19 protein-coding genes are annotated in these 22574 nt (G+C 58.2%); 4 read left to right on the top strand and 15 right to left on the bottom strand.

Translation table 11 applies throughout. The features are described from left to right. Positions 1–8 precede the first annotated feature (8 nt). The gene (gene elyC, locus CPH57_RS05255; protein ID WP_042784114.1) at positions 9–782 is read left to right on the top strand and encodes an envelope biogenesis factor ElyC; all 774 of its coding nucleotides are present in this window, start codon (positions 9–11) and stop codon (positions 780–782) included. 8 nt (positions 783–790) lie between these two features. Here elyC and CPH57_RS05250 read toward each other — a convergent pair whose 3' ends face one another. From CPH57_RS05250 to CPH57_RS05225, 6 genes are all read right to left on the bottom strand, one after another. Next, on the bottom strand, positions 791–1687 hold the full coding sequence (locus CPH57_RS05250) for a YcbJ family phosphotransferase (RefSeq protein ID WP_033642568.1): 897 nt from the start codon (positions 1685–1687) through the stop codon (positions 791–793). Between the two features lie 151 nt (positions 1688–1838). After that, positions 1839–2588 (bottom strand): 3-deoxy-manno-octulosonate cytidylyltransferase, encoded by a 750-nt coding sequence (gene kdsB / locus CPH57_RS05245; protein ID WP_033642567.1) that lies wholly within the window; start codon positions 2586–2588, stop codon positions 1839–1841. Then, positions 2585–2767 carry a Trm112 family protein gene (locus CPH57_RS05240; RefSeq protein ID WP_004928237.1) on the bottom strand — a complete coding sequence of 61 codons (183 nt, stop codon included), beginning with the start codon at positions 2765–2767 and terminating at the stop codon, positions 2585–2587. The genes kdsB and CPH57_RS05240 overlap by 4 nt, the downstream gene beginning before the upstream one ends. A 297-nt stretch (positions 2768–3064) precedes the next feature. Beyond that, on the bottom strand, positions 3065–4291 hold the full coding sequence (locus CPH57_RS05235) for a winged helix-turn-helix domain-containing protein (protein WP_033650676.1): 1227 nt from the start codon (positions 4289–4291) through the stop codon (positions 3065–3067). 113 nt (positions 4292–4404) lie between these two features. Beyond that, positions 4405–4626, bottom strand: a complete 222-nt coding sequence (locus CPH57_RS05230; RefSeq protein WP_004928241.1) for a cold-shock protein — start codon at positions 4624–4626, stop codon at positions 4405–4407. A 222-nt stretch (positions 4627–4848) separates the two neighbouring features. Next, positions 4849–5058: a cold shock domain-containing protein gene (locus tag CPH57_RS05225; RefSeq protein ID WP_004928244.1), complete on the bottom strand. Its 210-nt coding sequence runs from the start codon at positions 5056–5058 to the stop codon at positions 4849–4851. Between the two features lie 525 nt (positions 5059–5583). On the opposite strand from CPH57_RS05225, the gene CPH57_RS05220 reads away from it, so the two are divergent. Next, complete coding sequence (locus CPH57_RS05220; protein WP_033642565.1) at positions 5584–6990, top strand: VOC family protein; 1407 nt, start codon at positions 5584–5586, stop codon at positions 6988–6990. Positions 6991–6992: 2 nt separating this feature from the next. Here the strand turns inward: CPH57_RS05220 and lpxK are convergent, their stop codons facing one another. From lpxK to ansB, 9 genes are all read right to left on the bottom strand, one after another. Next, complete coding sequence (lpxK, locus tag CPH57_RS05215) at positions 6993–7973, bottom strand: tetraacyldisaccharide 4'-kinase (protein WP_042784110.1); 981 nt, start codon at positions 7971–7973, stop codon at positions 6993–6995. Next, positions 7973–9721, bottom strand: a complete 1749-nt coding sequence (gene msbA / locus CPH57_RS05210) for a lipid A ABC transporter ATP-binding protein/permease MsbA (RefSeq protein ID WP_033642563.1) — start codon at positions 9719–9721, stop codon at positions 7973–7975. The genes lpxK and msbA overlap by 1 nt, the downstream gene beginning before the upstream one ends. 35 nt (positions 9722–9756) lie before the next feature. Then, positions 9757–11988 (bottom strand): ComEC family protein, encoded by a 2232-nt coding sequence (locus CPH57_RS05205; protein WP_369825816.1) that lies wholly within the window; start codon positions 11986–11988, stop codon positions 9757–9759. A 314-nt stretch (positions 11989–12302) separates the two neighbouring features. Next, on the bottom strand, positions 12303–12587 hold the full coding sequence (gene ihfB, locus CPH57_RS05200; RefSeq protein ID WP_004928264.1) for an integration host factor subunit beta: 285 nt from the start codon (positions 12585–12587) through the stop codon (positions 12303–12305). Between the two features lie 62 nt (positions 12588–12649). Next, positions 12650–14323, bottom strand: a complete 1674-nt coding sequence (gene rpsA, locus CPH57_RS05195) for a 30S ribosomal protein S1 (protein ID WP_004928267.1) — start codon at positions 14321–14323, stop codon at positions 12650–12652. Positions 14324–14507: 184 nt separating this feature from the next. After that, on the bottom strand, positions 14508–15197 hold the full coding sequence (gene cmk, locus CPH57_RS05190; protein WP_004928270.1) for a (d)CMP kinase: 690 nt from the start codon (positions 15195–15197) through the stop codon (positions 14508–14510). 258 nt (positions 15198–15455) lie between these two features. Next, positions 15456–16742 (bottom strand): 3-phosphoshikimate 1-carboxyvinyltransferase, encoded by a 1287-nt coding sequence (gene aroA / locus CPH57_RS05185; RefSeq protein WP_096242109.1) that lies wholly within the window; start codon positions 16740–16742, stop codon positions 15456–15458. Positions 16743–16855: 113 nt separating this feature from the next. Next, entirely contained in the window at positions 16856–17941 is a 1086-nt protein-coding gene (serC, locus tag CPH57_RS05180; protein WP_046686771.1) for a 3-phosphoserine/phosphohydroxythreonine transaminase, read from the bottom strand. 302 nt (positions 17942–18243) lie between these two features. Continuing rightward, complete coding sequence (gene ansB / locus CPH57_RS05175) at positions 18244–19290, bottom strand: L-asparaginase 2 (protein WP_096242108.1); 1047 nt, start codon at positions 19288–19290, stop codon at positions 18244–18246. Between the two features lie 148 nt (positions 19291–19438). On the opposite strand from ansB, the gene ycaO reads away from it, so the two are divergent. Further along, a complete protein-coding gene (ycaO, locus tag CPH57_RS05170) occupies positions 19439–21202 on the top strand; it encodes a 30S ribosomal protein S12 methylthiotransferase accessory factor YcaO (protein ID WP_033642559.1) in 1764 nt (587 codons plus the stop codon). Between the two features lie 459 nt (positions 21203–21661). Next, positions 21662–22522: a formate transporter FocA gene (gene focA, locus CPH57_RS05165; protein ID WP_019454548.1), complete on the top strand. Its 861-nt coding sequence runs from the start codon at positions 21662–21664 to the stop codon at positions 22520–22522. Positions 22523–22574: the final 52 nt, after the last annotated feature.

Genomic DNA, 22574 nt, shown 5'->3' with positions numbered 1-22574 from the left:
GATTTTCGATGCTGTTCAACCTGAAAAAGTTCTTTGGCGCTCTGCTGATGCCGCTGCCGCTGTTGATGCTGCTGATGGGGCTGGCGCTGCTGCTGCTGTGGTTCACCCGCTGGCAAAAAAGCGGTAAGACGATTTTCACGCTGAGCTGGCTGTTTTTACTGCTTTTCAGCCTGCAACCGGTGGCCGACCGCCTGCTGCGGCCGATCGAAGCCGAATACCAGACATATCGCGGCAACGATGCGGTCAGCTACATCGTGGTGTTGGGCGGAGGCTATACCTACAATCCCGACTGGGCACCCAGCTCGAACCTGCTCGGCAACAGTCTGCCGCGCGTGACGGAGGGCGTGCGGCTCTATCTGGCGCACCCTGGCGCCAGGATGGTGTTTACCGGCGCGCCCGGCGGACGCATGCAGAGCAACGCCGCCACGGCAGCGCTGGTAGCGGAAAGCCTGGGCGTGCCGCGCAGCGACATGGTGATCCTGGGGGAACCGCGCGATACCGAGGAAGAAGCCGCTCAGGTAGCCAAGTTGGTCGGCGAACACCCCTTCCTTCTGGTGACTTCCGCCAACCATCTGCCGCGCGCCATGCGTTTCTTCGAGGCTAAGGGCCTGCACCCGATCCCGGCCCCGGCCAACCAATTGGCGATCGACTCGCCGCTGAATATCTGGGATCGCGCCACGCCGTCGTCCATGTTCCTCGGCCATACCGAGCGCGCCTGGTATGAAACGCTGGGCAGTCTGTGGCAGCGGCTGAAAGGCGCGGATAGCGCCGGCGCCGAGTAAGGCCCCGTTCAACCGGCCAGCCAGGGCAGCAGCTGTTGCGACGCATAGTCGAACGGCTGCCGCTCCAGCTTGCCGGTATGGATCAAACGCCCTACCGCTTCCCACACCACGTACAGCCAGCGCCGCGCCAGGAAAGCGTCGGCGACCGGCGCCCGCTGCAGATAGCTGAACAACAGTTGGCTGGGCATGCCCGCTTCACAGAGGCGGAAAAGATCGTATTCGCGCGGCGCCCACAGCACCACACCGGGATTAAGCATCGCCAACAGCTGATCGCTTTTGGGATCTTTCAACATGCTGCGCAGCGACAGGTTACCGTGCACCAGGACGCAGGGATCGTCGAAACCGACGAAGAAATGGGTCAGCGCTTCGCGCGTGCGATACAGCAAACGCCGATCTGCCATGGTCAGCTGCGGGGTAGTGAGATTGACCACCGTCGCCCACAGCACTTCGACCCGCTGTTGATACCAGCAAAACCAGTCATTCTCCTGCGTACTGTCAACGGTGCCGACGCTGCCATGGCTGTCGATGCGGTGCCAGGCCAACATCCCGTCAACGATCTGCTCCATTAACATGTTCCAGCGATCCGGCGAACGCGTTGGCGCTTCGGCCGACACGCCGCGCAGACGCTCGATCAGCAGGATTTCCGTATACGGCGCCTGGTGGGTGCATACCACGCCGTACACCGTGGGCAGGCGGATATCCCCGTCGCGCGCCAGCATCGACAGCTTGTACGCCTCCTGCTGGGCGATGCCCTGGCAGATAAAACTTTTCGCCATCAGCGGGATAGCGTTGCCCTGGCGATCGTACAGTGAATACATGTGCGCATAAGGCTGCTCGCTCACCCGCTCCAGCCGGCTGACGGACTCACCCAGCACGATGCTCAGTTCGGCGCGTAACTGCTCCATAAGGCATTCACCTCAGGCTAATAAGGGGGTATGCGTAACATCATCGAACGGTGAGCGGAAAAATTCTTCAACGCAGATCAACAAAACGGGGATCAATAATGGGAGGTATTGCATCGTCGGCGCGTTGCGCGCCGCGCCGACGAAATCAGGCTCAGGGTTGAATGCTGTCGCGCACGCGCTGGAGATCTTCCGGCGTATCGACCCCCACGCTCGGGACCGCTTTCGCGACCGCCACGTGGATTTTTTCACCGTACCACAGCACGCGCAGCTGTTCCAACAGCTCGATCTGCTCCAGCTGGCTCGGCGCCCAGCTGACGTAGCGGCGCACGAAACCGGCGCGGTACGCATAGATGCCGATGTGGCGCAGCAGGCTGTCGCCGATGCTCTCCTTCGATGCGGCGAAACGCTCGCGATCCCAGGGAATGGTGGCGCGCGAGAAGTAGAGCGCGTAGCCCTGCGCGTCCATCACGACCTTCACCGCATTGGGGTTGAATGCCTCTTCGGCGCTGTCGATCGGCACCGCCAACGTCGCCATGCCGGCCTGGCTGCCCGCCAGGTTTTCCGCCACCTGCCGCACGATAACGGGTGGGATCAGCGGCTCATCGCCCTGCACGTTAACGATGATCTGGTCGTCGGCAAAGCCGTAGTGCGCGATCACTTCCGCCAAACGCTCGGTGCCGGAATGGTGATCCGGGCTGGTCATGCACACTTCGCCGCCGGCGGCTTCTACCGCTTTGGCGACTTCAGGGTGATCGGTCGCCACGATGACCCGGCTGGCGCCGGACTCACGGGCGCGTTCCATCACGTGCACCACCATCGGCTTGCCGTGAATATCGGCCAGCGGTTTGCCCGGCAAACGGGTTGAGGCGTAGCGGGCGGGAATAATAGCGATAAAACTCATGCGTGCTTCTCGTCCAGCGACAGCGCACGCGCTTCATTTTCCAACAGCACCGGAATGCCGTCGCGCAGCGGGTAAGCCAACCCGTCCGCTTTGCACACCAGCTCCTGGTTTTCTTTATTGAAATAGAGTTTGCCGTTGCATACCGGGCAGGCAACGATTTCGAGTAAACGGTGGTCCATGCATCCTCCGCAAGGGGATAGGTCATCTGGGAAGGCTGTGAGGATAGCATAACGCCCGGCCTCAGGTTAATCATCGGCGGCGCCAAGCCGCCGATATTTCCTCATGGCGCCCGCGCAATGGCTTGAACTGCGGCGCCACACGGCGTAGAATTTTGTGATTAAAATCACAAAAAAGACCGTAATACGTGATCAAACGTCTGCATAAAATCATCGCTCTGTTCGCTAACTTCAGCCACTGAGCCCCCTTTGTAACGAGCGGCGCTTAACTTCGTTTTACCCCACCGACGGCGTCGCTCGTTATCCCACTTCCCAGCCGGCTCCCCATTCAGCGGCCAACGCCGCCGGAATGTCGCCCAGCGCAACGCGTTGCGCGCCGTGCCAATGAGCCGTGCGCGCGATGGCTTGCCGGATATCCTGCGTTCGCTGTTTGCCGAAGCGCACCTGCGGCTCCGCATGGAAACTGATGATCTCGAAGATGCCCTGGCGTCGGTGCGCCTTGGCATCAATCCGCCCCACCAGGTCGCCTCGATGCAGCACTGGCAACGTGAAGTAACCGTAGCGGCGTTTTTCTTTCGGCGTGTAACACTCCAGCCGATAGTCAAAGTTGAACAGCTCCAGCGCCCGACGACGATCCCACACCACCGGATCAAAAGGCGACAACAGGCTGGTGACCGTCGATTTGAGTTTGCCCTGCTCCGCCAGCGGCAGCAGTTCCGCCAGTGATTCATGCACATAAAACGGTCCTTCCAGCCCCTCGACCCGCACCGGCGTAATCTCGCCCTGTTCCTGCAGCGCTGCCAGCAAGTCTTTTGGCGCCACGCGCTTCAGCCGATAGTAGTCCGCCAACCACTCGGCGCGGAAAATGCCCAGATAGCGGCAGGTGCGGCACAGCATCTGCCGGCGCGCCTGTTCCACGGGCAGCGCATGCCGCGCATCGTCCCAGGCCGGCAGCAGCCTTTCGGTCAGATCGTAAACCCGGTGGAAATTGCGACGTTCGGCCACCATCAGCTTGCCGGCGGTAAACAGGATCTCCAGATGCCGTTTCTCTGGTTTCCAGTCCCACCACCCGCTGTTGCCCTTCTTCTCGGCGCTGAAATCCGCGGAGCGCACCGGCCCCTGTTGTTCGATGTGCCGCAGCAAGCTGTCCATCGCGGCCTGGTGCTGCTGCACCCAGTCGGCGGAGTATTTCCAGCCCATATCATGCGGCGCCAGCATGCGGTGGCGCAGCAGACCAAAATCTTCGATCGGCAGGAAACAGGCCTCGTGCGCCCAATACTCGAACAGCTTGCGGCCGGCGAGCGCCTGTTCAAGCCACTCCGGCTGATAGGCTCCCAAACGGCTGAACAGCACCAGATACGGGCTGCGAGCAACGACGCTAATGGTATCGATTTGTAACAGCCCCATGCGCTGGATCGCACTCACGACATCATCGGGCCGAGCCTGGCGTTTAAGCGGAGAAAGCAGCCCCTGGGCGGCAAGGTGCAGCGCGCGAGCGGCGGTAAGGGAAATGGTCGGGGTGGTCATCCTGATATCCGTGGCGAGTAGGCAATGGCCTGATAATAGTGGATATCGCGGGATTTATCTTCGCCAGTGCTTGCGGGTGGCGACACCGGCACTGGCGAGGAAGGAGGATGCGATCAGAACGCGATAACGTCTGCCGCGGACAGCCCATGCGAGCTGCGATAGATCGAGAACTCAACGTTCTGACCTTCGTTCAACGACTTATTTTTGGTGTTGGCGATAGCGTTACGATTGACATAGATTTCGTCGCTGCCATCTACCGGTGAAATAAAACCATAGCCTTCGGCCTGATTAAACCATTTCACACGGCCCATTTTTAACACAGTATTTTTAAACATAACTTATATCCTTTTACTTGAGCATCCTTGACAACGTCATTTTTTATATTGTCTGGACGCTACCAGCCCATCCTAAAGTTTTTCGTAACAAACCTCTCGTGAGCAAAAAATTAAAAAACCCGCACTAAGGCGGGCTTGTTGAACTTAATATCTTCCGCATGACTCAGCGCTGAGCGTCACCATGGTTGTATTAAGATCTCTTTATACGCGTTCCCTGTCTTCTTACAGAGCAACTACGTTGGCGGCAGCCGGCCCGCGCGGGCTGTCCTGGATGGTGTACTCGACGCGCTGGCCTTCAGCCAGGGTCTTGAAACCGTCGGTCATGATTGCGGAGAAGTGTACGAATACATCTTTGCCGCCATCGTGCTGCTCAATGAAACCAAAACCTTTGCTTTCGTTGAACCACTTAACTTGACCCGTCTTCTTAGACATTACTTTTACCTTTAAATATATTTACAAAATCTGCCATAAGAGGCAATTGCGGCCATTTCAGAAACATTACTTATGGGAGGTACTTAGAAGGTTCGTCTTTGAAGCGGAATCGGATGATAACGTTTTTGGAGGAACTGCTTAACTCTAAACTCGAACATAAATAGGTCTGGATTACAGGCCGACTTGCATTTACTCATAAAAATGGTGAATGCACAAGGGGTTTATTGCATTAAATTCATAAATACGCCGAATTTATTTTTATCCCTCTGAATATGCATGACTTAATTTAACGCTCGCCGCGGCCGAACCATCGCATTCCCCTCCTCACCGGGGCATCATTTGTCCGTCCGTGCGCTGCAAATGAGAGCTAACGCATAAAACTCTAATATGCTTGCCACGTCTATAACAAATCCCAAATCAGATGGCTAAACTTGAGGGGAAAACAAGGCAGACGGCTTTTTCGCCAGCACTTTTGCCGCTAAAAACACTATTTTTCAGATTATGCTGAATCAAGGAGCTATGCGCATGACCGCCCAGCAGTTCGTTTCACCTAATGAAATCCGCGCCAGATTCTCTCACGCGATGTCGGACATGTACCAAAAGGAGGTACCGCTGTACGGCGATCTGCTGGAACTGGTGGCGGAAACCAACCGACAGGTTCTGCGCGAAGATGCCGCACTGGCTCATCAACTGCAAATCACCGGCGAGATCGAACGCCTTGCGATGGAGCGCCACGGCGCGATCCGGGTCGGCACGGCGGACGAACTGGCCACCCTGCGCCGTCTGTTCCGGGTGATGGGCATGGCGCCGGTCGGTTACTATGATCTGTCGGTGGCGGGCGTTCCCGTGCACTCGACCGCCTTTCGCGCCGTACACGAAGACGCCCTGCAAATCAGTCCGTTCCGCGTGTTTACCTCCCTGCTGCGCCTGGAGCTGATAGAAGATCCCGCGCTGCGTGAGCTGGCTGAGCGCTTGCTGGCGCGCCGCCGCATCTTTACCGATCGCGCGTTGGAACTGATCGCGCTGCAGGAAGCGCAAGGCGGGCTGAATGAGGTGCAGGCGCAAGAATTTGTCGAACAAGCGCTGGAAACCTTCCGCTGGCACAACCAGGCGACGGTCAGCGCCGAAGAATACCGGCAGTTGCACGATCAGCATCGCCTGATCGCCGACGTGGTGGCGTTTAAAGGGCCGCATATCAATCATCTGACACCGCGCACGCTGGATATCGATCGCGTTCAGCAGGCGATGCCCGCCCGCGGCATTACGCCCAAGGCGGTCATCGAGGGCCCGCCGCGTCGCCGTCGCGCGATCCTGCTGCGCCAGACCAGCTTCAAGGCGTTGGAAGAACGCGTCGATTTCGTCGAGCATGACGGCCGCGTCGTCGCCGGTCATCATACCGCGCGCTTCGGCGAGATTGAACAGCGCGGTGTGGCGCTGACGACTAAAGGAAGAGAACTCTACGACCGCCTGCTGAAGGCCACCAACGATGCGCTGCAGGCGCCGCCGAGCGAGAAAAATGCCGAACGCTATTATCAGCTGCTGGAAGAAAACTTCCGGGCGTTTCCGGATGATTACGCCACGCTGCGCGAGCAACAGCTGGCCTGGTTCCGCTATTTCCCGACCGAATGCGGCCTGGCGGCCAAAGAATCACTGGATAAGCACAGCACCCTGGAGCAACTGATCGAGAAAGAACACGTTCGCTTCCAGCCACTGGTATATGAAGATTTTCTGCCGGTCAGCGCGGCGGGGATTTTCCAATCGAATCTGGGGGACAGCCGCCATACACAGTACAATGCGGCGTCAAGCCGGGCAGCGTTTGAACAAGCGTTGGGCAGTGAGGTGATCGACGAGCTGGCGCTGTATCAGCAAACCCAGCAGCGCTCGCTGGAAGCCTGCGCGCAAGCCTTGGGGCTTGTCACGCTGGCATCCTGAGATTACTTGGACAGCAGGGACTCGATATCCTGCAGCAGTTGCTCAGCCTGAGCGGACGGTAGCACCGCATCAACCGGTAGATACCACCAATTGGGCTGGGCAAAGGCGCGACACTTCACCGCGTCCTTCTCCGTCATCAACAGCGTTTGATCTGCATTAACCAACGCCGCCAGCTGCGCCTGCTGATATTCCTGATGATCGGCAAACGCCACTTCCTGCACGACTTCGACGTTCAACTTTTCCAACGTCGCGAAGAAACGCGGCGGATGGCCGATACCCGCCATCGCCACCACGCGCGGCAGCTCGGCCGCCGGGCGACGTTCACCGCTCAGCAGGTTCACCGCATCACGCGCCTGCAGACGCATGGCAATTTCCCCGGCCTGCGCCACGCCGCCATTGGCGACGCGCGCATCGACGCTGCCAAGCCGCGCAGCGCGCTCGCGCATCGGCCCGGCCGGCAACCACCAGCCGTTACCGAACCGACGCACACCGTCGATGACCACCAGCTCGAAGTCACGCTGTAAAGCGTAGTGCTGCAAGCCGTCGTCGGTGATGATCACATCCAGCGGCTGTTGTTGCAGCAGAGCCTGCACCGCCTCGGCGCGCTTGGGCGCGATCGCCACGGGCGCCCCGGTACGCTGATAAATCAGCACCGGCTCATCGCCCGCCTCGCGGGTCGACGTATTCTGACCCAGCACCAGAGGATAGACCGCTGACTTGCCGCCGTAGCCGCGCGACACCACCCCAACTCGGTAGCCCCGTTGCTGCAGGTGCTCCACCAGCCAGATCACCATCGGCGTTTTGCCGTTGCCGCCGGCGGTGAGATTACCCACCACCACGACCGGCACCGGCGAACGCCAACTTTTACGCAGGCCGCAGCGGTAACTAAGGCGGATCAGCCAACTGAACAGGCCATACAGCCACGAGAGCGGCAATAGCGCCAGATAAAGCAGCGAACCGCCGGACCAGATGCGCTCAATCATTATTGACCAAACTGCATACGGTGCAGCTGCGCATAGGCGCCCTGCCGCTCAAGCAACTCGGCGTGCTCACCGCGTTCGACGATGCGGCCGTCTTCCACTACCAGGATCTCGTCCGCCTTTTCAATGGTCGACAGACGGTGCGCGATCACCAGTGAAGTTCGGTCTTTCTGCAGTTCGTCCAGCGCGGCCTGAATGGCCCGCTCGGACTCGGTATCCAGCGCAGAGGTCGCCTCATCCAGGATCAGGATCGGGCAGTCACGCAGCAGCGCGCGCGCGATGGCGATGCGCTGGCGTTGGCCGCCGGACAGCATGACACCGTTTTCACCGATCACCGTATCCAGGCCGTTTTCCATCTTGTTGATGAAGTCCATCGCGTACGCCATTTCGGCCGCTTTCTCGATCTGCTCGCGGCTGTATTCGCTCTCACGCGCATAGGCGATATTGTTGGCGATGGTGTCGTTGAACAGGTGCACGTTTTGCGAAACCAGGGCCACCTGATTACGCAGTGAGGCCAGGGTGTATTCGCGCAGATCGTGGCCATCCATCAGAATTTCGCCTTCCTGGATATCATAGAAACGCGTCAACAGGTTGGCGATGGTCGATTTCCCCGAACCGGAACGGCCCACCAGCGCTACGGTCTTGCCTTCGGCGATGTTCAGGTTGATATCACGCAGCGCCGGCGTTTCCTTGGACGGGTAGTAGAAGGTGACATTGCGGAATTCGATATCGCCTTTCGCGCGCTTCACTTCGCGGGTGCCGGTATCTTTTTCCTGTTCCATATCCAAAATGGAGAACAGCGTCTGGCACGCCGCCATCCCGCGTTGGAACTGGGCATTGACGTTGGTCAGCGACTTCAGCGGACGCATCAGCGCAATCATCGACGAGAACACCACGGTAATGGTACCGGCGGTCAGGGTTTCCATCACGCTTGGGAAGCTGGCGGCAAACAGCACGAACGCCAGCGCCAGCGAAGCGATCAGCTGAATGATCGGATCGGAAATCGAAGACGCGGAAACCAGCTTCATGCCTTGCTGACGCATGCGGTTGCTGACCGAATTAAAGCGCTCGGTTTCCACCTGCTGGCCGCCGAAGATCAGCACTTCTTTATGGCCTTTCAGCATCTGTTCGGCGCTGGTGGTCACCTGCCCCATCGTGTTCTGCATGTTCTTGCTGATGTTGCGGAAACGCTTGGACACCAGGCGAATGGCAATGGAGACGATCGGCGCCAGCACGATCAGGATCACCGACAACTGCCAGCTGTAATAGAACATCATGATGAACAGGCCAATGATCGAAGCCCCTTCGCGCACCACGGTCACCAGCGCGCTGGAAGAGGAGGAAGCCACCTGTTCGGAATCATAGGTAATGCGCGACAACAGGGTCCCGGTGGACTGTTGATCGAAGAAGGCCACCGGCATTCTCATCATGTGGCCAAACAGGCGGCGGCGCATCTGCATCACCACCATGCCGGAAACCCAGGAAATGCAGTAGCTTGAAACAAAGCTGGTTACGCCGCGCATCAACATCAGCGCGATGACGGCCAACGGCATCCACACCAGCACGCTGCTGTCGGTTTTTCCAAACCCATCGTCCAATAGCGGTTTAAGCAGAGACAGCATCAGCGTGTCCCCCGCTGCGTTCATAATCAACGCAATGGCGGCTACAATCAGCCCGGTCTTAAAAGGAGTGATCATCGGCCAGAGTCGACGGAATGTCTGCCAGGTCGAGAGATCTTTATCATTCATCATGCAAATACCAGCATCGGAAGAAATAGCGGCCTATTTTACTCATTATCACCCTCTACGCCAAACCGCTGATGGTACCAACGGGGCATTAATTGTTCGCGAAAGCCCTTAATTTGCCAATCGTTGTCGAAAAAAAGTACCGATAACTGGCCGGAGCGCGTCGTATCGCGCCATATAATGCCATTTGCCCGGTATCTGGCGACCACTTTACGCGCCGGCAAACGCCATTTGTTGTAACGAGATGCTGACGCCAATGCCGCCTGAGGATTGACCGCGCGCAGAAACGGCGGCGTGGAAGAGGTTTTGCTGCCATGATGCCCCACCTGCAACACCGTCGCCGCCAAGCGATCGCGCCGCAATCGGAGCAGCTGCGCCTCCGCCTTTTTTTCCGCGTCGCCGGTCAGCAGCAGGCTGTGTTTCCCGTCGTCGATACGGATCACGCAAGAGTCGTCATTGCCCGGCTTTTTACGCGTTTTCGGCGGCCACAGCACCTCGAATTGCAACCCCTGCCAGCGCCAGCGCGCACCGGCGACGCAGGGCAAGTGCCCCTCCCCGCGCATCGGGCTGCGCACCGTAGCCTGTGGAAACACCCGCCGCACTGCAGGCAGCCCACCGGTATGATCGAGATGGTCATGGCTGATAATGATCTGTTCCAGTTCAATACCCCGCCAGTTTAGCATCGGCAAAATATGGCGCTCGGCGGCGCTGCCACCCGGCCAACGATCGCCGGTATCATACAGTACTCCCTTGCCGTTTTGCTCAATGACCACCGCCAAACCGTGCCCGACATCAAGCATATCGACTCGCCAGCGGTAAGCCGGTTCTTTTTCCCGCCACAGCACGCAGCATATCGCTATCGTCGCCAGCCCCGACGCATAACGCCACCACCAATGAAAACGCCAACAGAAGACGATGAGCCACCCCGCCACGCTGGCCAACAGCGAGGCAGCCCCCAGATCCACCCAACCGCGTTGCAGGTAATGCAGCGGCACAAACACCCAGTGCAGCGTGAAGTCCGCCAGCCACCATAGCCCGTAGCTTAACGAGGGAAAGAAGCCAAATATCACCGCCAGCAAAATCAGCGGCACCGTCACCAATGAGACAATAGGTACCGCCCAGAGATTGGCCGGCAGCGAGGTGAGCGTCAGGCCCAGAAACAGCGCGGCCTGCATCGGCACCAGCAGCAGCGTCATGCCGAGCTGAATATGCAGCCAGCGCACCGGCGCCAAATACCAGGCCGACCGGAATCGCTCACCGAGCGGCGCCCATTCAAACCAAAAAATCAGGCAACCTACCGCCAGCACCGATAGCCAGAAACTGTCTGACAATACCGCCAGCGGATCGCACAGCAAAATCAGCCCGATACACCATAGCCACACCTGCCAGGAAGAACAATGAACGCCGCGCAGGCGCAGCAACATCCACAATGTCATGGCCAACACGGTACGCACCGCCGGCGGCTGGGCGCCCACCAACCAGACATAGATCAGCGTCGCCACCCAGCCCGCGACCAGAGGAAAACGATAGCCAATCAGATGGGAGGGCAGAAAAAACTGCAGCGCCCGCAGCGCAGCCCAGAACAAAATGGCGACCATCGCCACATGAAGCCCTGAAATGGCCATTAAATGCGCAATGCCGGTTTTCAGCATCAGCGTGCGTAAAGGCTGTTCCAGCGCGGTTCGCTCCCCAAACGCCAGCGCCAACAATACCGCCTTGTAACGCAGCTCACCGATGTTGGTTTCCGCATGGCTGATTATGCGCTGACGCAGGCTACAACCGCCATCCAGCAAACGGGCCTGCCTGACCAGGCCCGTCAACGGCTGGCGCTGTGCGATCGCCCAGCGTTGGCTGTCGAAGCCCCCTTCATTGAGCTTGCCGTGCACCGGCCGCAAGCGCAGTTTCAATTGCCAACGCTGCCCGGCGCACAGCCGCTGCTGTTCCGGGGCCCATAGCGTGGTAAACATCAATGCAGGCGCCAGCCAATGGCCATCGATCCGCTCGATACGCATTAGCGTCTGCTTGCTGGCGGCCGGATTCAACGCGATGCTGCTTACCTGCACCACCGCCGTCACTTCCGGCCCGCGGCTCAAACGCTCCATTTGCCCGATCAGGCTTCCGGCATTGAAAACCGCCCAGGCGAACCCCAACCCCAGGCAGGCCAAATAACGGCAGAATGGCCTGCGCGTGCGCAGCAGTAAACAGACAACAAGCAAAAGCGGCCACAGCAGCCATTGCTCAGGCAACTGCGGTAAAACCAACAGCGGCAGGATGCCGCAGATAACGGCGAATATCGCCAGATCCAGCGAAATTTTGATCGCTTTTCTCCCATCGGCTCAGCCATGAGCAAAGACGCGTCACGGCAAGCAAGCAGGATCATTCAGGCGACACGTCGCCGCCAGCGGGCTTTAACGAAGATGCGCTGAACATGGCAGGATAAGAGAGATCTATGCAGGAGCCACATCGTCAATGCGGCGCAATACGCAACTCGCGAGCGTATCGCGGAGAATTGCAGGCAAAAAAAACGGCGCCTTACAGGCACCGTTTTATATTCTTTTCAAGCAACAACGCTATGAGCAGTCAGCGACTAGCCATAGATATTGGCGCGGTCACGCAACTCTTTGCCTGGTTTGAAGTGAGGAACGTACTTGCCGTCCAGCTCAACTTTGTCACCGGTTTTCGGGTTGCGACCTACACGCGGGGCACGGTAGTGAAGAGAAAAACTGCCGAATCCGCGGATCTCAATGCGTTCGCCCTCAGCCAGCGTAGCGGCCATGTGCTCAAGCATCTCTTTCACTGCATCCTCAACGGCCTTCGCCGGAATATGAGATTGCTGGCCAGCAAGTCTTTCAATAAGTTCAGACTTGGTCATAGTACCTCCAAGCTTTGCAGCTAAACTACCGTATCGGGGCGGTCAGAGACCGCCCCCCGTCATTACTCGCCTTTAGCCGCTTTGAAAGCTTCAGCCATTGCGTTAGAGAAGTTGCCTTCTTCCTGTTTGTTGTTAACAGTTGCGATGGCGTCTTTCTCGTCAGCTTCGTCCTTAGCACGTACGGACAGGCTTACAACGCGGTTCTTACGGTCAACGCCGGTGAATTTAGCTTCAACTTCGTCACCTACGTTCAGAACCAGAGTTGCATCTTCAATGCGGTCGCGAGAGGCTTCAGATGCACGCAGGTAACCTTCTACGCCGCCTGCCAATTCAACTGTAGCACCTTTGGCGTCAACTGCAGTGACTTTACCAGTAACAATAGCACCTTTCTTGTTCATAGACAGGTAGTTATTGAACGGGTCTTCAGCCAGTTGCTTCACGCCCAGGGAGATACGCTCGCGCTCTGCGTCAACTTGCAGAACAACCGCAGCGATTTCGTCGCCTTTCTTGTATTCACGTACTGCTTCTTCGCCTGCAACGTTCCAGGAGATGTCAGACAGGTGAACCAGGCCGTCGATGCCGCCGTCCAGGCCGATGAAGATACCGAAGTCAGTGATAGACTTGATTTTACCTTCAACGCGGTCGCCCTTGTTGTGGGTCTCTGCGAACTGCTGCCATGGGTTGGATTTGCACTGCTTCAGGCCCAGGGAGATACGACGACGTTCTTCATCGATGTCCAGAACCATCACTTCCACTACGTCGCCCACGTTAACAACTTTGGACGGATGGATGTTTTTGTTGGTCCAATCCATTTCAGAAACGTGTACCAGACCTTCAACGCCTTCTTCGATTTCTACGAAGCAGCCGTAATCAGTCAGGTTGGTTACACGGCCAGTCAGCTTGGTGCCTTCTGGGTAACGTTTCGCGATAGCAACCCATGGATCTTCGCCCAGCTGTTTCAGGCCCAGGGATACACGAGTACGCTCGCGGTCGAACTTCAGCACTTTAACAGTGATTTCATCGCCAACGTTGACGATTTCGCTTGGATGCTTAACGCGTTTCCAAGCCATGTCAGTGATGTGCAGCAGGCCGTCTACGCCGCCCAGATCAACGAATGCACCGTAGTCAGTGAGGTTCTTAACGATACCTTTAACTTCCATGCCTTCCTGCAGGTTTTCCAGCAGTTGATCGCGCTCAGCGCTGTTCTCGGATTCGATAACCGCACGGCGAGAAACGACAACGTTGTTGCGCTTCTGATCCAGCTTGATGACTTTGAACTCAAGCTCTTTGCCTTCCAGGTGCAGAGTGTCACGTACCGGACGCACGTCAACCAGGGAACCTGGCAGGAACGCGCGGATGCCGTTCAGCTCGACGGTGAAGCCACCCTTCACTTTGCCGTTGATAACACCGGTTACAGTCTCAGCTTCTTCGTAGGCTTTTTCCAGCGTGATCCAAGCTTCGTGACGCTTAGCTTTCTCACGGGACAGCAGGGTTTCACCGAAGCCGTCTTCAACAGCATCCAGAGCAACGTCAACTTCGTCACCAACCTGGATTTCCAGCTCGCCCTGGGCGTTTTTGAATTGCTCAGCCGGGATGGCAGACTCAGATTTCAGACCGGCGTCAACCAGTACGATATCTTTGTCGATAGCAACAACGACGCCACGAACGATGGAACCCGGGCGGGTTTCGATTTCTTTTAAGGATTCTTCAAAGAGTTGAGCGAAAGATTCAGTCATGTTGTTAATCTTCAGGGTTCTTTAGTTTAACGTCCATTTAGCGTCCCGCCGAATGGGGTTGTTTCACATACCCCGCCATTGGCTCCATGCCGACAGGGTTTAAGGTTACAGGGGTAAAATTTTACCCGATATATTGCGATACCGCTATGACAAATATGACAAAAAGCCAATAGCGCCGCCGCGCTTATTGCTGCGGCAACGCCAACACTTTCTGTGCATACGTCAACGCCTGCCGGATCACTTCTTCAATCGACATGCTGGTAGAATCCAGCACGAGGGCGTCAGAAGCGGGCACCAGAGGCGCGATAGGCCGATTACGGTCACGGTCGTCCCGTTCCTTTATCTCGGCTAAAAGACGTTCAAAGTTAACATTAAAGCCCTTTTCCTGCAACTGCAGCATGCGGCGGTGCGCGCGCTCCTCCGAGCTGGCGTCGAGGAAAATCTTGACCGGCGCGTCCGGGAACACCACCGTGCCCATGTCGCGGCCATCGGCAATCAGGCCGGGGGCCTCGCGAAACGCGCGCTGGCGGCGCAGCAGCGCCTCGCGCACGCGCGGAAACGCCGCCGCTTGCGACGCGGTGTTGCCGACGGTTTCGGTGCGGATCTCATTGCTGACGTCCTCACCTTCCAAAATCACTTGCAGCTTGCCGTCCTGGGCAACGAAGCGAACATCGAGATGTGCGGCCAGCGGAACCAGCGCTTCCTCAGAAGTGATATCCACCTGATGATGCAACGCCGCCAGCGCCAGCACGCGATAGATCGCGCCGGAATCCAGCAAACGCCAACCAAGGGACTCGGCCAACGCTTTACACAGCGTGCCTTTGCCTGCGCCACTTGGTCCATCAACGGTTATCACCGGGGCTGTAGCCGTCATTTCTCTCTCCTTCAGGTAGAAAACCTCACAGAGACACGGCGCGCTTCGACTCGAAGCCCGGGCGCTCTGTCACCTGCCCAATCAGGGGCAAATACGGTGGCGTATTATACGCTGCCCTACGGCGATCTGTTACCCTGGAACTGTCCGGTTGTTGAAAATAAGCGCACAACCGCGAAAAAGTATAGAAGAAACGCCGGTCGCCGGGGGTTAAAAACGATAAAGGCCCGCAAAGGGGCCTTAAAAGAAATGATCTGACGGTTACGCCGGCTGGCTGATGCGAGCCAGCTGTTCGAAATAGTCCGGGAAGGTTTTCACGGTGCACTTCGGATCGAGGATCGTGACCGGGGTATCCGACAGCGCCACCAGCGAGAAGCACATCGCCATGCGGTGATCGTTGTAGGTGCCGATCTCGGCGAACTGCAGCTTGGCCGGCGGCACGACGTGAATGTAGTCTTCGCCCTCGTCCACTTCCGCCCCCACTTTACGCAGCTCGGTGGCCATCGCCGCCAGACGGTCAGTTTCCTTTACCCGCCAGTTGTAGATATTGCGGATGGTGGTCGGCCCCTCGGCGAACAGCGCCGCGGTGGCGATGGTCATCGCCGCATCCGGAATGTGGTTCATGTCCATATCTATGCCGCGCAGTTCACCGCGGCTGCACTCGATAAAATCGTCGCCCCAGGTGATGCGCGCCCCCATCTTCTCCAGCACATCGGCGAATTTGGTGTCACCCTGCACGCTTTTGCGGCCGATGCCGGTCACGCGCACGGTGCCGCCTTTGATCGCCGCCGCCGCCAGGAAGTAGGACGCGGAAGAAGCGTCGCCTTCAACCAGATAGTCGCCCGGCGCGATATACGTCTGGCGCCCCTGAATATGGAACACCCGGTAATTGTCGTGGCTCACCGATACGCCGAAGGTGCGCATCAGGTGCAACGTGATGTCGATGTACGGCTTGGAAACCAGCTCGCCTTTGATGTGGATTTGCGTATCCTGCGGCGCCAGCGGCGCGGTCATCAGCAACGCGGTCAGGAACTGGCTGGAGACGCTGCCGTCAACGGTGACGTCGCCGCCCTGGAAGCCGCCACGCAGGCGAATCGGCGGATAATCGGTCTGTTCGAGGTAATCAATCTGCGCCCCGCCCTGGCGCAACGCGTCCACCAAATGGCCGATCGGACGTTCTTTCATACGCGGTTCGCCGGTCAGCACCACGTCGCCTTCGCCGAGGCACAGCGCCGCCGCCAGTGGGCGCATCGCGGTGCCGGCGTTGCCGAGGAACAGTTCCAGCGGCTGGTCGGCCACCAGCGGCCCAGCCACGCCGGTGACTTCACACACGGTGCGGTCGGCGGAAAGCCGGTAGTTCACGCCCAACGCCTGCAGCGCATTCAGCATATGACGCACATCGTCGCTGTCCAGCAAGTTGGTCAGCCGGGTCGTTCCCTCCGCCAGCGCCGCCAGCAGCAGAGCGCGGTTAGAAACGCTCTTGGAGCCGGGTAAGTTGACGGTGCCATTGACCAGGGCGACCGGTTGTAACGTCAGGGAATCCACCATGTGAACAAAACTCTCCAATTCTGATAAACGAAACGGCTCCGGAATAATGCCGGAGCCGCTTTAATGCAAAAGGACAACAGCCTGGTCAGCCCGCGCCCGGCGAGCTGACGGGATCAACCGTGACGACGTTCGAAATCGGTCATAAAGTCGGTCAGCGCCTGTACGCCGGCCAGCGGCATGGCATTGTAAATAGAAGCGCGCATGCCGCCAACTACCCGGTGGCCTTTCAGCGCCTGCAGGCCGATGGCCTCGGCTTCGCTGAGGAACACCTTATCCAGCGCCGCATCGGCCAGCTGGAACGGCACGTTCATCCACGAGCGGTTGGCGATCGCCACCTGGCTGCGGTAGAAGTCGGATTTATCGATGGTCGCGTACAGCAGCTCGGCCTTGGCCTGATTGCGTTTTTGCATCTCCACCAGGCCGCCCTGCTCTTTCAACCATTTGAATACCAGCCCGGACAGGTACCAGGCGAAGGTCGGCGGGGTGTTGAACATCGAATCGTTCTCGGCCAGCACAGTGTAATCGAGGATAGACGGCACTTCTTTACGCGCCTTGCCCAACAGATCGTCACGCACAATCACCAGCGTCAGGCCGGCCGGGCCGATATTTTTCTGTGCCCCGGCGTAAATCACGCCGAAGCGGCTGACGTCGAGCGGGCGGGACAGGATGGTCGAGGAGTAATCGCCGATCACCACTTTGTCGCCGAAGTCCGGCGTTTCATCGATGGCTACGCCGTCGATGGTTTCATTTGGGCAATAATGCACGTAAGCCGCGTCGTCGCTCAGCTGCCACTCTTTCATCGGCTTGATGCCGCTCAGGCCGTCGATGCGGGTTTTCACGTCGATGACGTTCGGGGTGCAATACTTTTCCGCTTCCTTGATGGCGCTATGCGCCCAATAGCCGCCGTCGATGTAGTCGGCGGTGGCCTTGTCGCCCAGCAGGTTCAGCGGCAGCGCGGCGAATTGCGCGCGGGCGCCGCCGTGGCAAAACAGCACTTTATAGTTGGAGGGGACTTTCAGCAGATCGCGCAGATCCTGTTCCGCCTGCTCGGCTACGGCGATGAATTCTTTGCTGCGGTGACTGATCTCCATCACTGACGTTCCCAGGCCGTGCCAGTTGCACAGTTCCTGTTCCGCACGACGCAACACTTCCACCGGCAGCATCGCCGGGCCAGAGCTAAAATTATAAACCTGAGTCATTTCCCCTCACCACATTCACTGTTCGCCGCAGAAAAGCGACCTGTCGAAAAGACGCCCGAAGTTAACGCTCGCGTTAACCAACCCTTCGGTTTTATCACTCACGCCCCATGGCTGCAACGCTTATTCGCCCGCCGGCGGCAAACAGGCGCACCGGGTGATGACAGGCTCTGCGGTCGGCGCGTTTTTTTGGACGATAAAACCCTGCGACATGGGGAAATTCAGCGGGTTAACGCGGTGTTTTATGCTGTATTCAGCCGAGATGGCTGCGGGAGCCCGGACGGCCCCCGCAGGAGAGAAAACGATCAGTACTGATTGAACATTTGCTGGATCTGCTTCGCATCTTTGGTTTGCGTCAACGCCAGCTGCAGCAGAATGCGGGCCTTTTGCGGATTCAGCGTGCCGGCGGCCACGAAGCCGTACTTGGCGTCGTCCACTTCCGCATCCTCCGTGGTGGCGCCGGTCGGCACGCGCGAAGAACGCACTACCGCCACGCCGCTGTGCGCCGCCGTCGCCAGGGTGTCGAACACGGTTTTATACAGGTTGCCGTTGCCGACCCCGGCGCTGACGATGCCCTGGTACCCTTCGGCGATCAACGCCTTGACCGGCGCATCAGAGGCGTTGGCGTAGTTGTAAATGATGCCGACCTTCGGCAGTTCGTTCAGCTTGCTGACGTCGAACGGCGTCTCCCGGGTGTGCTTGCGCTGCGGCGAACGCTGATAATCGATCTTGCCGTTGTGGATATACCCGAGCGGGCCGAAGTTCGGCGACTGGAAGGTTTGCACGGCGGTGGTGCTGGTTTTGGTGACATCTCGTGCGTCCAGCACGCGGTCGTTCATCGCCACCAGCACCCCGCGGTTGGCCGATTGCGGATCCGCCGCCGTCACCACCGCGTTATACAGATTGAACGGGCCGTCGGCGCTCATCGCCGTCGCCGGCCGCATCGCCCCGACCAGCACTACCGGCTTGTCGCACTTCACCGTCAGATCGAGGAAATAGGCCGTCTCTTCCAGCGTATCGGTGCCGTGGGTGATGACGAAGCCGTCGGTTTTGCCGCAGTCGGCGTCAATTTTCTTCGCCAACGTCAGCCAGACCTGATCGTTCATGTCCTGCGAGCCGATGTTAACCACCTGCTCCCCCTGCACGTTGGCGATGTTCTTCAGCGCCGGCACCGCATCGACCAGCGCCTCGACGCCCAGTTTGCCCGCGGTATAGTTGGATTTCGTCGCCGAATCGCCGCCGCCGGCGATGGTGCCGCCGGTCGCCAGCAGGGTGATGTTGGGCAGCGCCAGCGCCGAGGCGCTGACGCCGGTCAACAAAAGGGTTAACACGCTGAGTTTCACTGATTTCATTAGATTTCTCCGTGACAGATAACTCGCTGAATTATGGCCTTTATCCTTAAAAAAACTGTGACTTTGCCGCCGCTTTAGGAATACGTGGAGCTCCAGCGTAAAACCCCGTATCATTGCGCGTTTTTAGTACGCGCAAAAAGTGAAGACAATGACGCAAACTTTTATCCCCGGTAAAGACGCCGCCCTGGAAGATTCCATCGCCCGTTTCCAGCAGAAACTGAGCGATCTCGGTTTCAACATCGAAGAAGCCTCCTGGCTGAACCCGGTGCCGCACGTATGGTCGGTGCACATTCGCGATCGCGATTGCCCGCTGTGCTTCACCAACGGCAAAGGCGCCAGCAAAAAAGCCGCGTTGGCCTCTGCGCTGGGTGAATATTTCGAGCGCCTGTCCACCAACTACTTCTTCGCCGATTTCTATCTGGGCAAGCAGATCGCCGAAGGCGACTTCGTGCACTACCCGAATGAGAAATGGTTCCCGATCCCAGCGGACGATGCGCTGCCGGCCGGCATCCTCGACGAGCGTCTGCACGCCTTCTACGATCCGCAACAAGAGCTGAGCGCCAGCGATCTTGTCGATCTGCAGTCCGGCAATGCCGATCGCGGCATCTGCGCGCTGCCGTTCACCCGTCAGTCCGATCAGCAAACGGTATACATTCCGATGAACATCATCGGCAACCTGTATGTTTCCAACGGCATGTCCGCCGGCAACACCGCCAACGAAGCGCGCGTGCAGGGCCTGTCGGAAGTGTTCGAGCGCTATGTGAAAAACCGCATTATCGCCGAATCCATCAGCCTGCCGGCGATCCCGGACGAGGTGCTGAACCGCTACCCGGGCGTGGTGGAAGCCATCGCCAAGCTGGAAGAGGAAGGTTTCCCAATCCTCTCCTACGACGCCTCGCTGGGCGGCAACTACCCGGTGATCTGCGTGGTGCTGTTCAACCCGACCAACGGCACCTGCTTCGCCTCGTTCGGCGCGCACCCGGACTTCGGCGTGGCGCTGGAGCGCACGGTGACCGAACTGCTTCAGGGCCGCAGCCTGAAAGATCTCGACGTGTTCACCGCGCCGACCTTCGATGACGAAGAAGTGGCGGAACACACCAACCTGGAAACGCACTTCATCGACTCCAGCGGCCTGATCTCCTGGGATCTGTTCAAGCAGGACGCGGACTATCCGTTCGTTGACTGGAACTTCAGCGGCAGCACGCAGGAAGAGTTCGCCACCCTGATGAGCATCTTCGACAAAGAAGACGCGGAAGTGTACATCGCCGACTACGAACACCTGGGCGTCTACGCTTGCCGCATCATCGTGCCGGGCATGTCCGATATCTACCCGGCGGAAGACCTGCTGCTGGCCAACAACAGCATGGGCGCGCACCTGCGCGATACGCTGCTGGCGTTGCCGGGCAGCGAGTGGGAGCCGGAAGAATACCTGGCGCTGATCGAGCAGTTGGACGACGAAGGGCTGGACGATTTCACCCGCGTACGCGAACTGCTGGGCATTGCCAGCGGCAAAGACAACGCCTGGTATACCCTGCGCGTGGGCGAGCTGAAGTCGATGCTGGCGCTGGCGGGCGGCGATCTGGATCAGGCGCTGATTTGGACCGAATGGACGCAGGACTTCAACGCCTCGGTGCTGAGCCCGGCGCGCAGCAACTACTACCGTTGCCTGCAAACGCTGTTGCTGCTGGCGCAGGAGCCTGAGCGCGAAGCGGCGCAATACTATACCGCGTTCGTGAAAATGTACGGCCAGGAAGCGGTGGACGCGGCCTCGGCCGCCATCAGCGGTGAAGAGCGCTTCAACGGGCTGTTCGCCGTCGATGCCGATCTGAAGGCGTTGCCGGCCCATCAGGCGCTGCTGGCGGCCTACGAGAAGCTGCAGGCGGCCAAGCGCCGTCACTGGGCCAAGGCCTAATCGCCATTGGGGGTACCGCCACTTTTGGGGTACCCTCCCGGTCAAACGCCGCACTCCGCTGCAGCGTTTTCATTTTGCGGTTTATTTCAACGCATTCTGTTTTATTTTCCCGCAGGAAAATAGGCGGTTAAACGAGCATAAGAATAAATAAACCGGCGATTGTTGCCGGACGGTGAAATAATAATTAACCGATAATTAAACTTTCAGCGACGAACGGCGACAAAACGCCTAAAAATTTAACTTTGACACCCTCGGCACACCGGGTGAATTCAAAAAAAATTGCAAACATTAAAAAATTGTTTTTTGTTTAAATTCAATTAATTAAACATAAAAACCACACTAAAAACATGCCATTTTGGCGCTCTACTTCCCCGCCTTATGATCCAAATCAAATTTTCCCCTATACTGCTTTGCTAGTATCTCATTGCGTTGTTTTAACCCTTAAGAGCGAGAGTTAGTTTGAAAACTGACAGCCCATTCGATCTGATTTTACCTGCGGCAACGGCGAAAATCGCTGAAGATGCCGGCGTGTATAAAGCCACCAAACATCCGCTGAAAACGTTTTATTTGGCGATCACCGCCGGTGTCTTCATTTCCATCGCCTTCGTTTTCTACATTACGGCGACCACCGGCACCGCCGGCGTGCCTTTCGGGCTGGCGAAACTGGTCGGCGGCATCTGTTTCTCTCTCGGGTTAATGCTGGTGGTGGTGTCGGGCGCCGACCTGTTCACCTCTACCGTGCTTATCGTCATCGCCAAGGCCAGCGGCCGCATCAGCTGGGGCCAACTGGGCGCCAACTGGCTGAACGTTTATCTCGGCAACCTGGTCGGCGCGCTGTTCTTCGTGGCGCTGATCTGGTTCTCCGGCGAGTATATGGTCGCCAACGGCCAGTGGGGCCTGAATGTTCTGCAAACCGCGGACCACAAGCTGCATCACACCTTTATCGAAGCCGTCTGCCTCGGCATTCTGGCTAACCTGATGGTCTGCCTGGCGGTCTGGATGAGCTACTCCGGCCGTACCCTGACCGACAAGATGCTCGCCATGGTGCTGCCGGTCGGTATGTTTGTCGCCAGCGGCTTCGAACACAGCATCGCCAACATGTTTATGATCCCTATGGGCATCGTGGTCAAACACTTCGCCACGCCGGAGTTCTGGCAAGCCGTAGGGGCGGTACCTGAGCAATTCGCTCATCTGACAGTAAGCAACTTCATCATCGACAACCTGATTCCGGTCACCATTGGTAACATCATCGGCGGCGGTCTGCTGGTTGGGTTGACTTACTGGGTAATTTATCTGCGTGGGGGCCGCGAACAGCACTAAGCTGTGAGTTACCGCGCGCAGAGTTAGAAATCCACAATCAAAGGTAGGTGTA

Origin of the sequence: Serratia sp. JKS000199 (assembly GCF_900215455.1) — a bacterium.
Taxonomy (GTDB): Bacteria; Pseudomonadota; Gammaproteobacteria; order Enterobacterales; family Enterobacteriaceae; genus Serratia; species Serratia ureilytica.
Note: the sequence above shows the minus strand (reverse complement) of the source record. Positions and strands in the feature narration are given on the sequence as shown.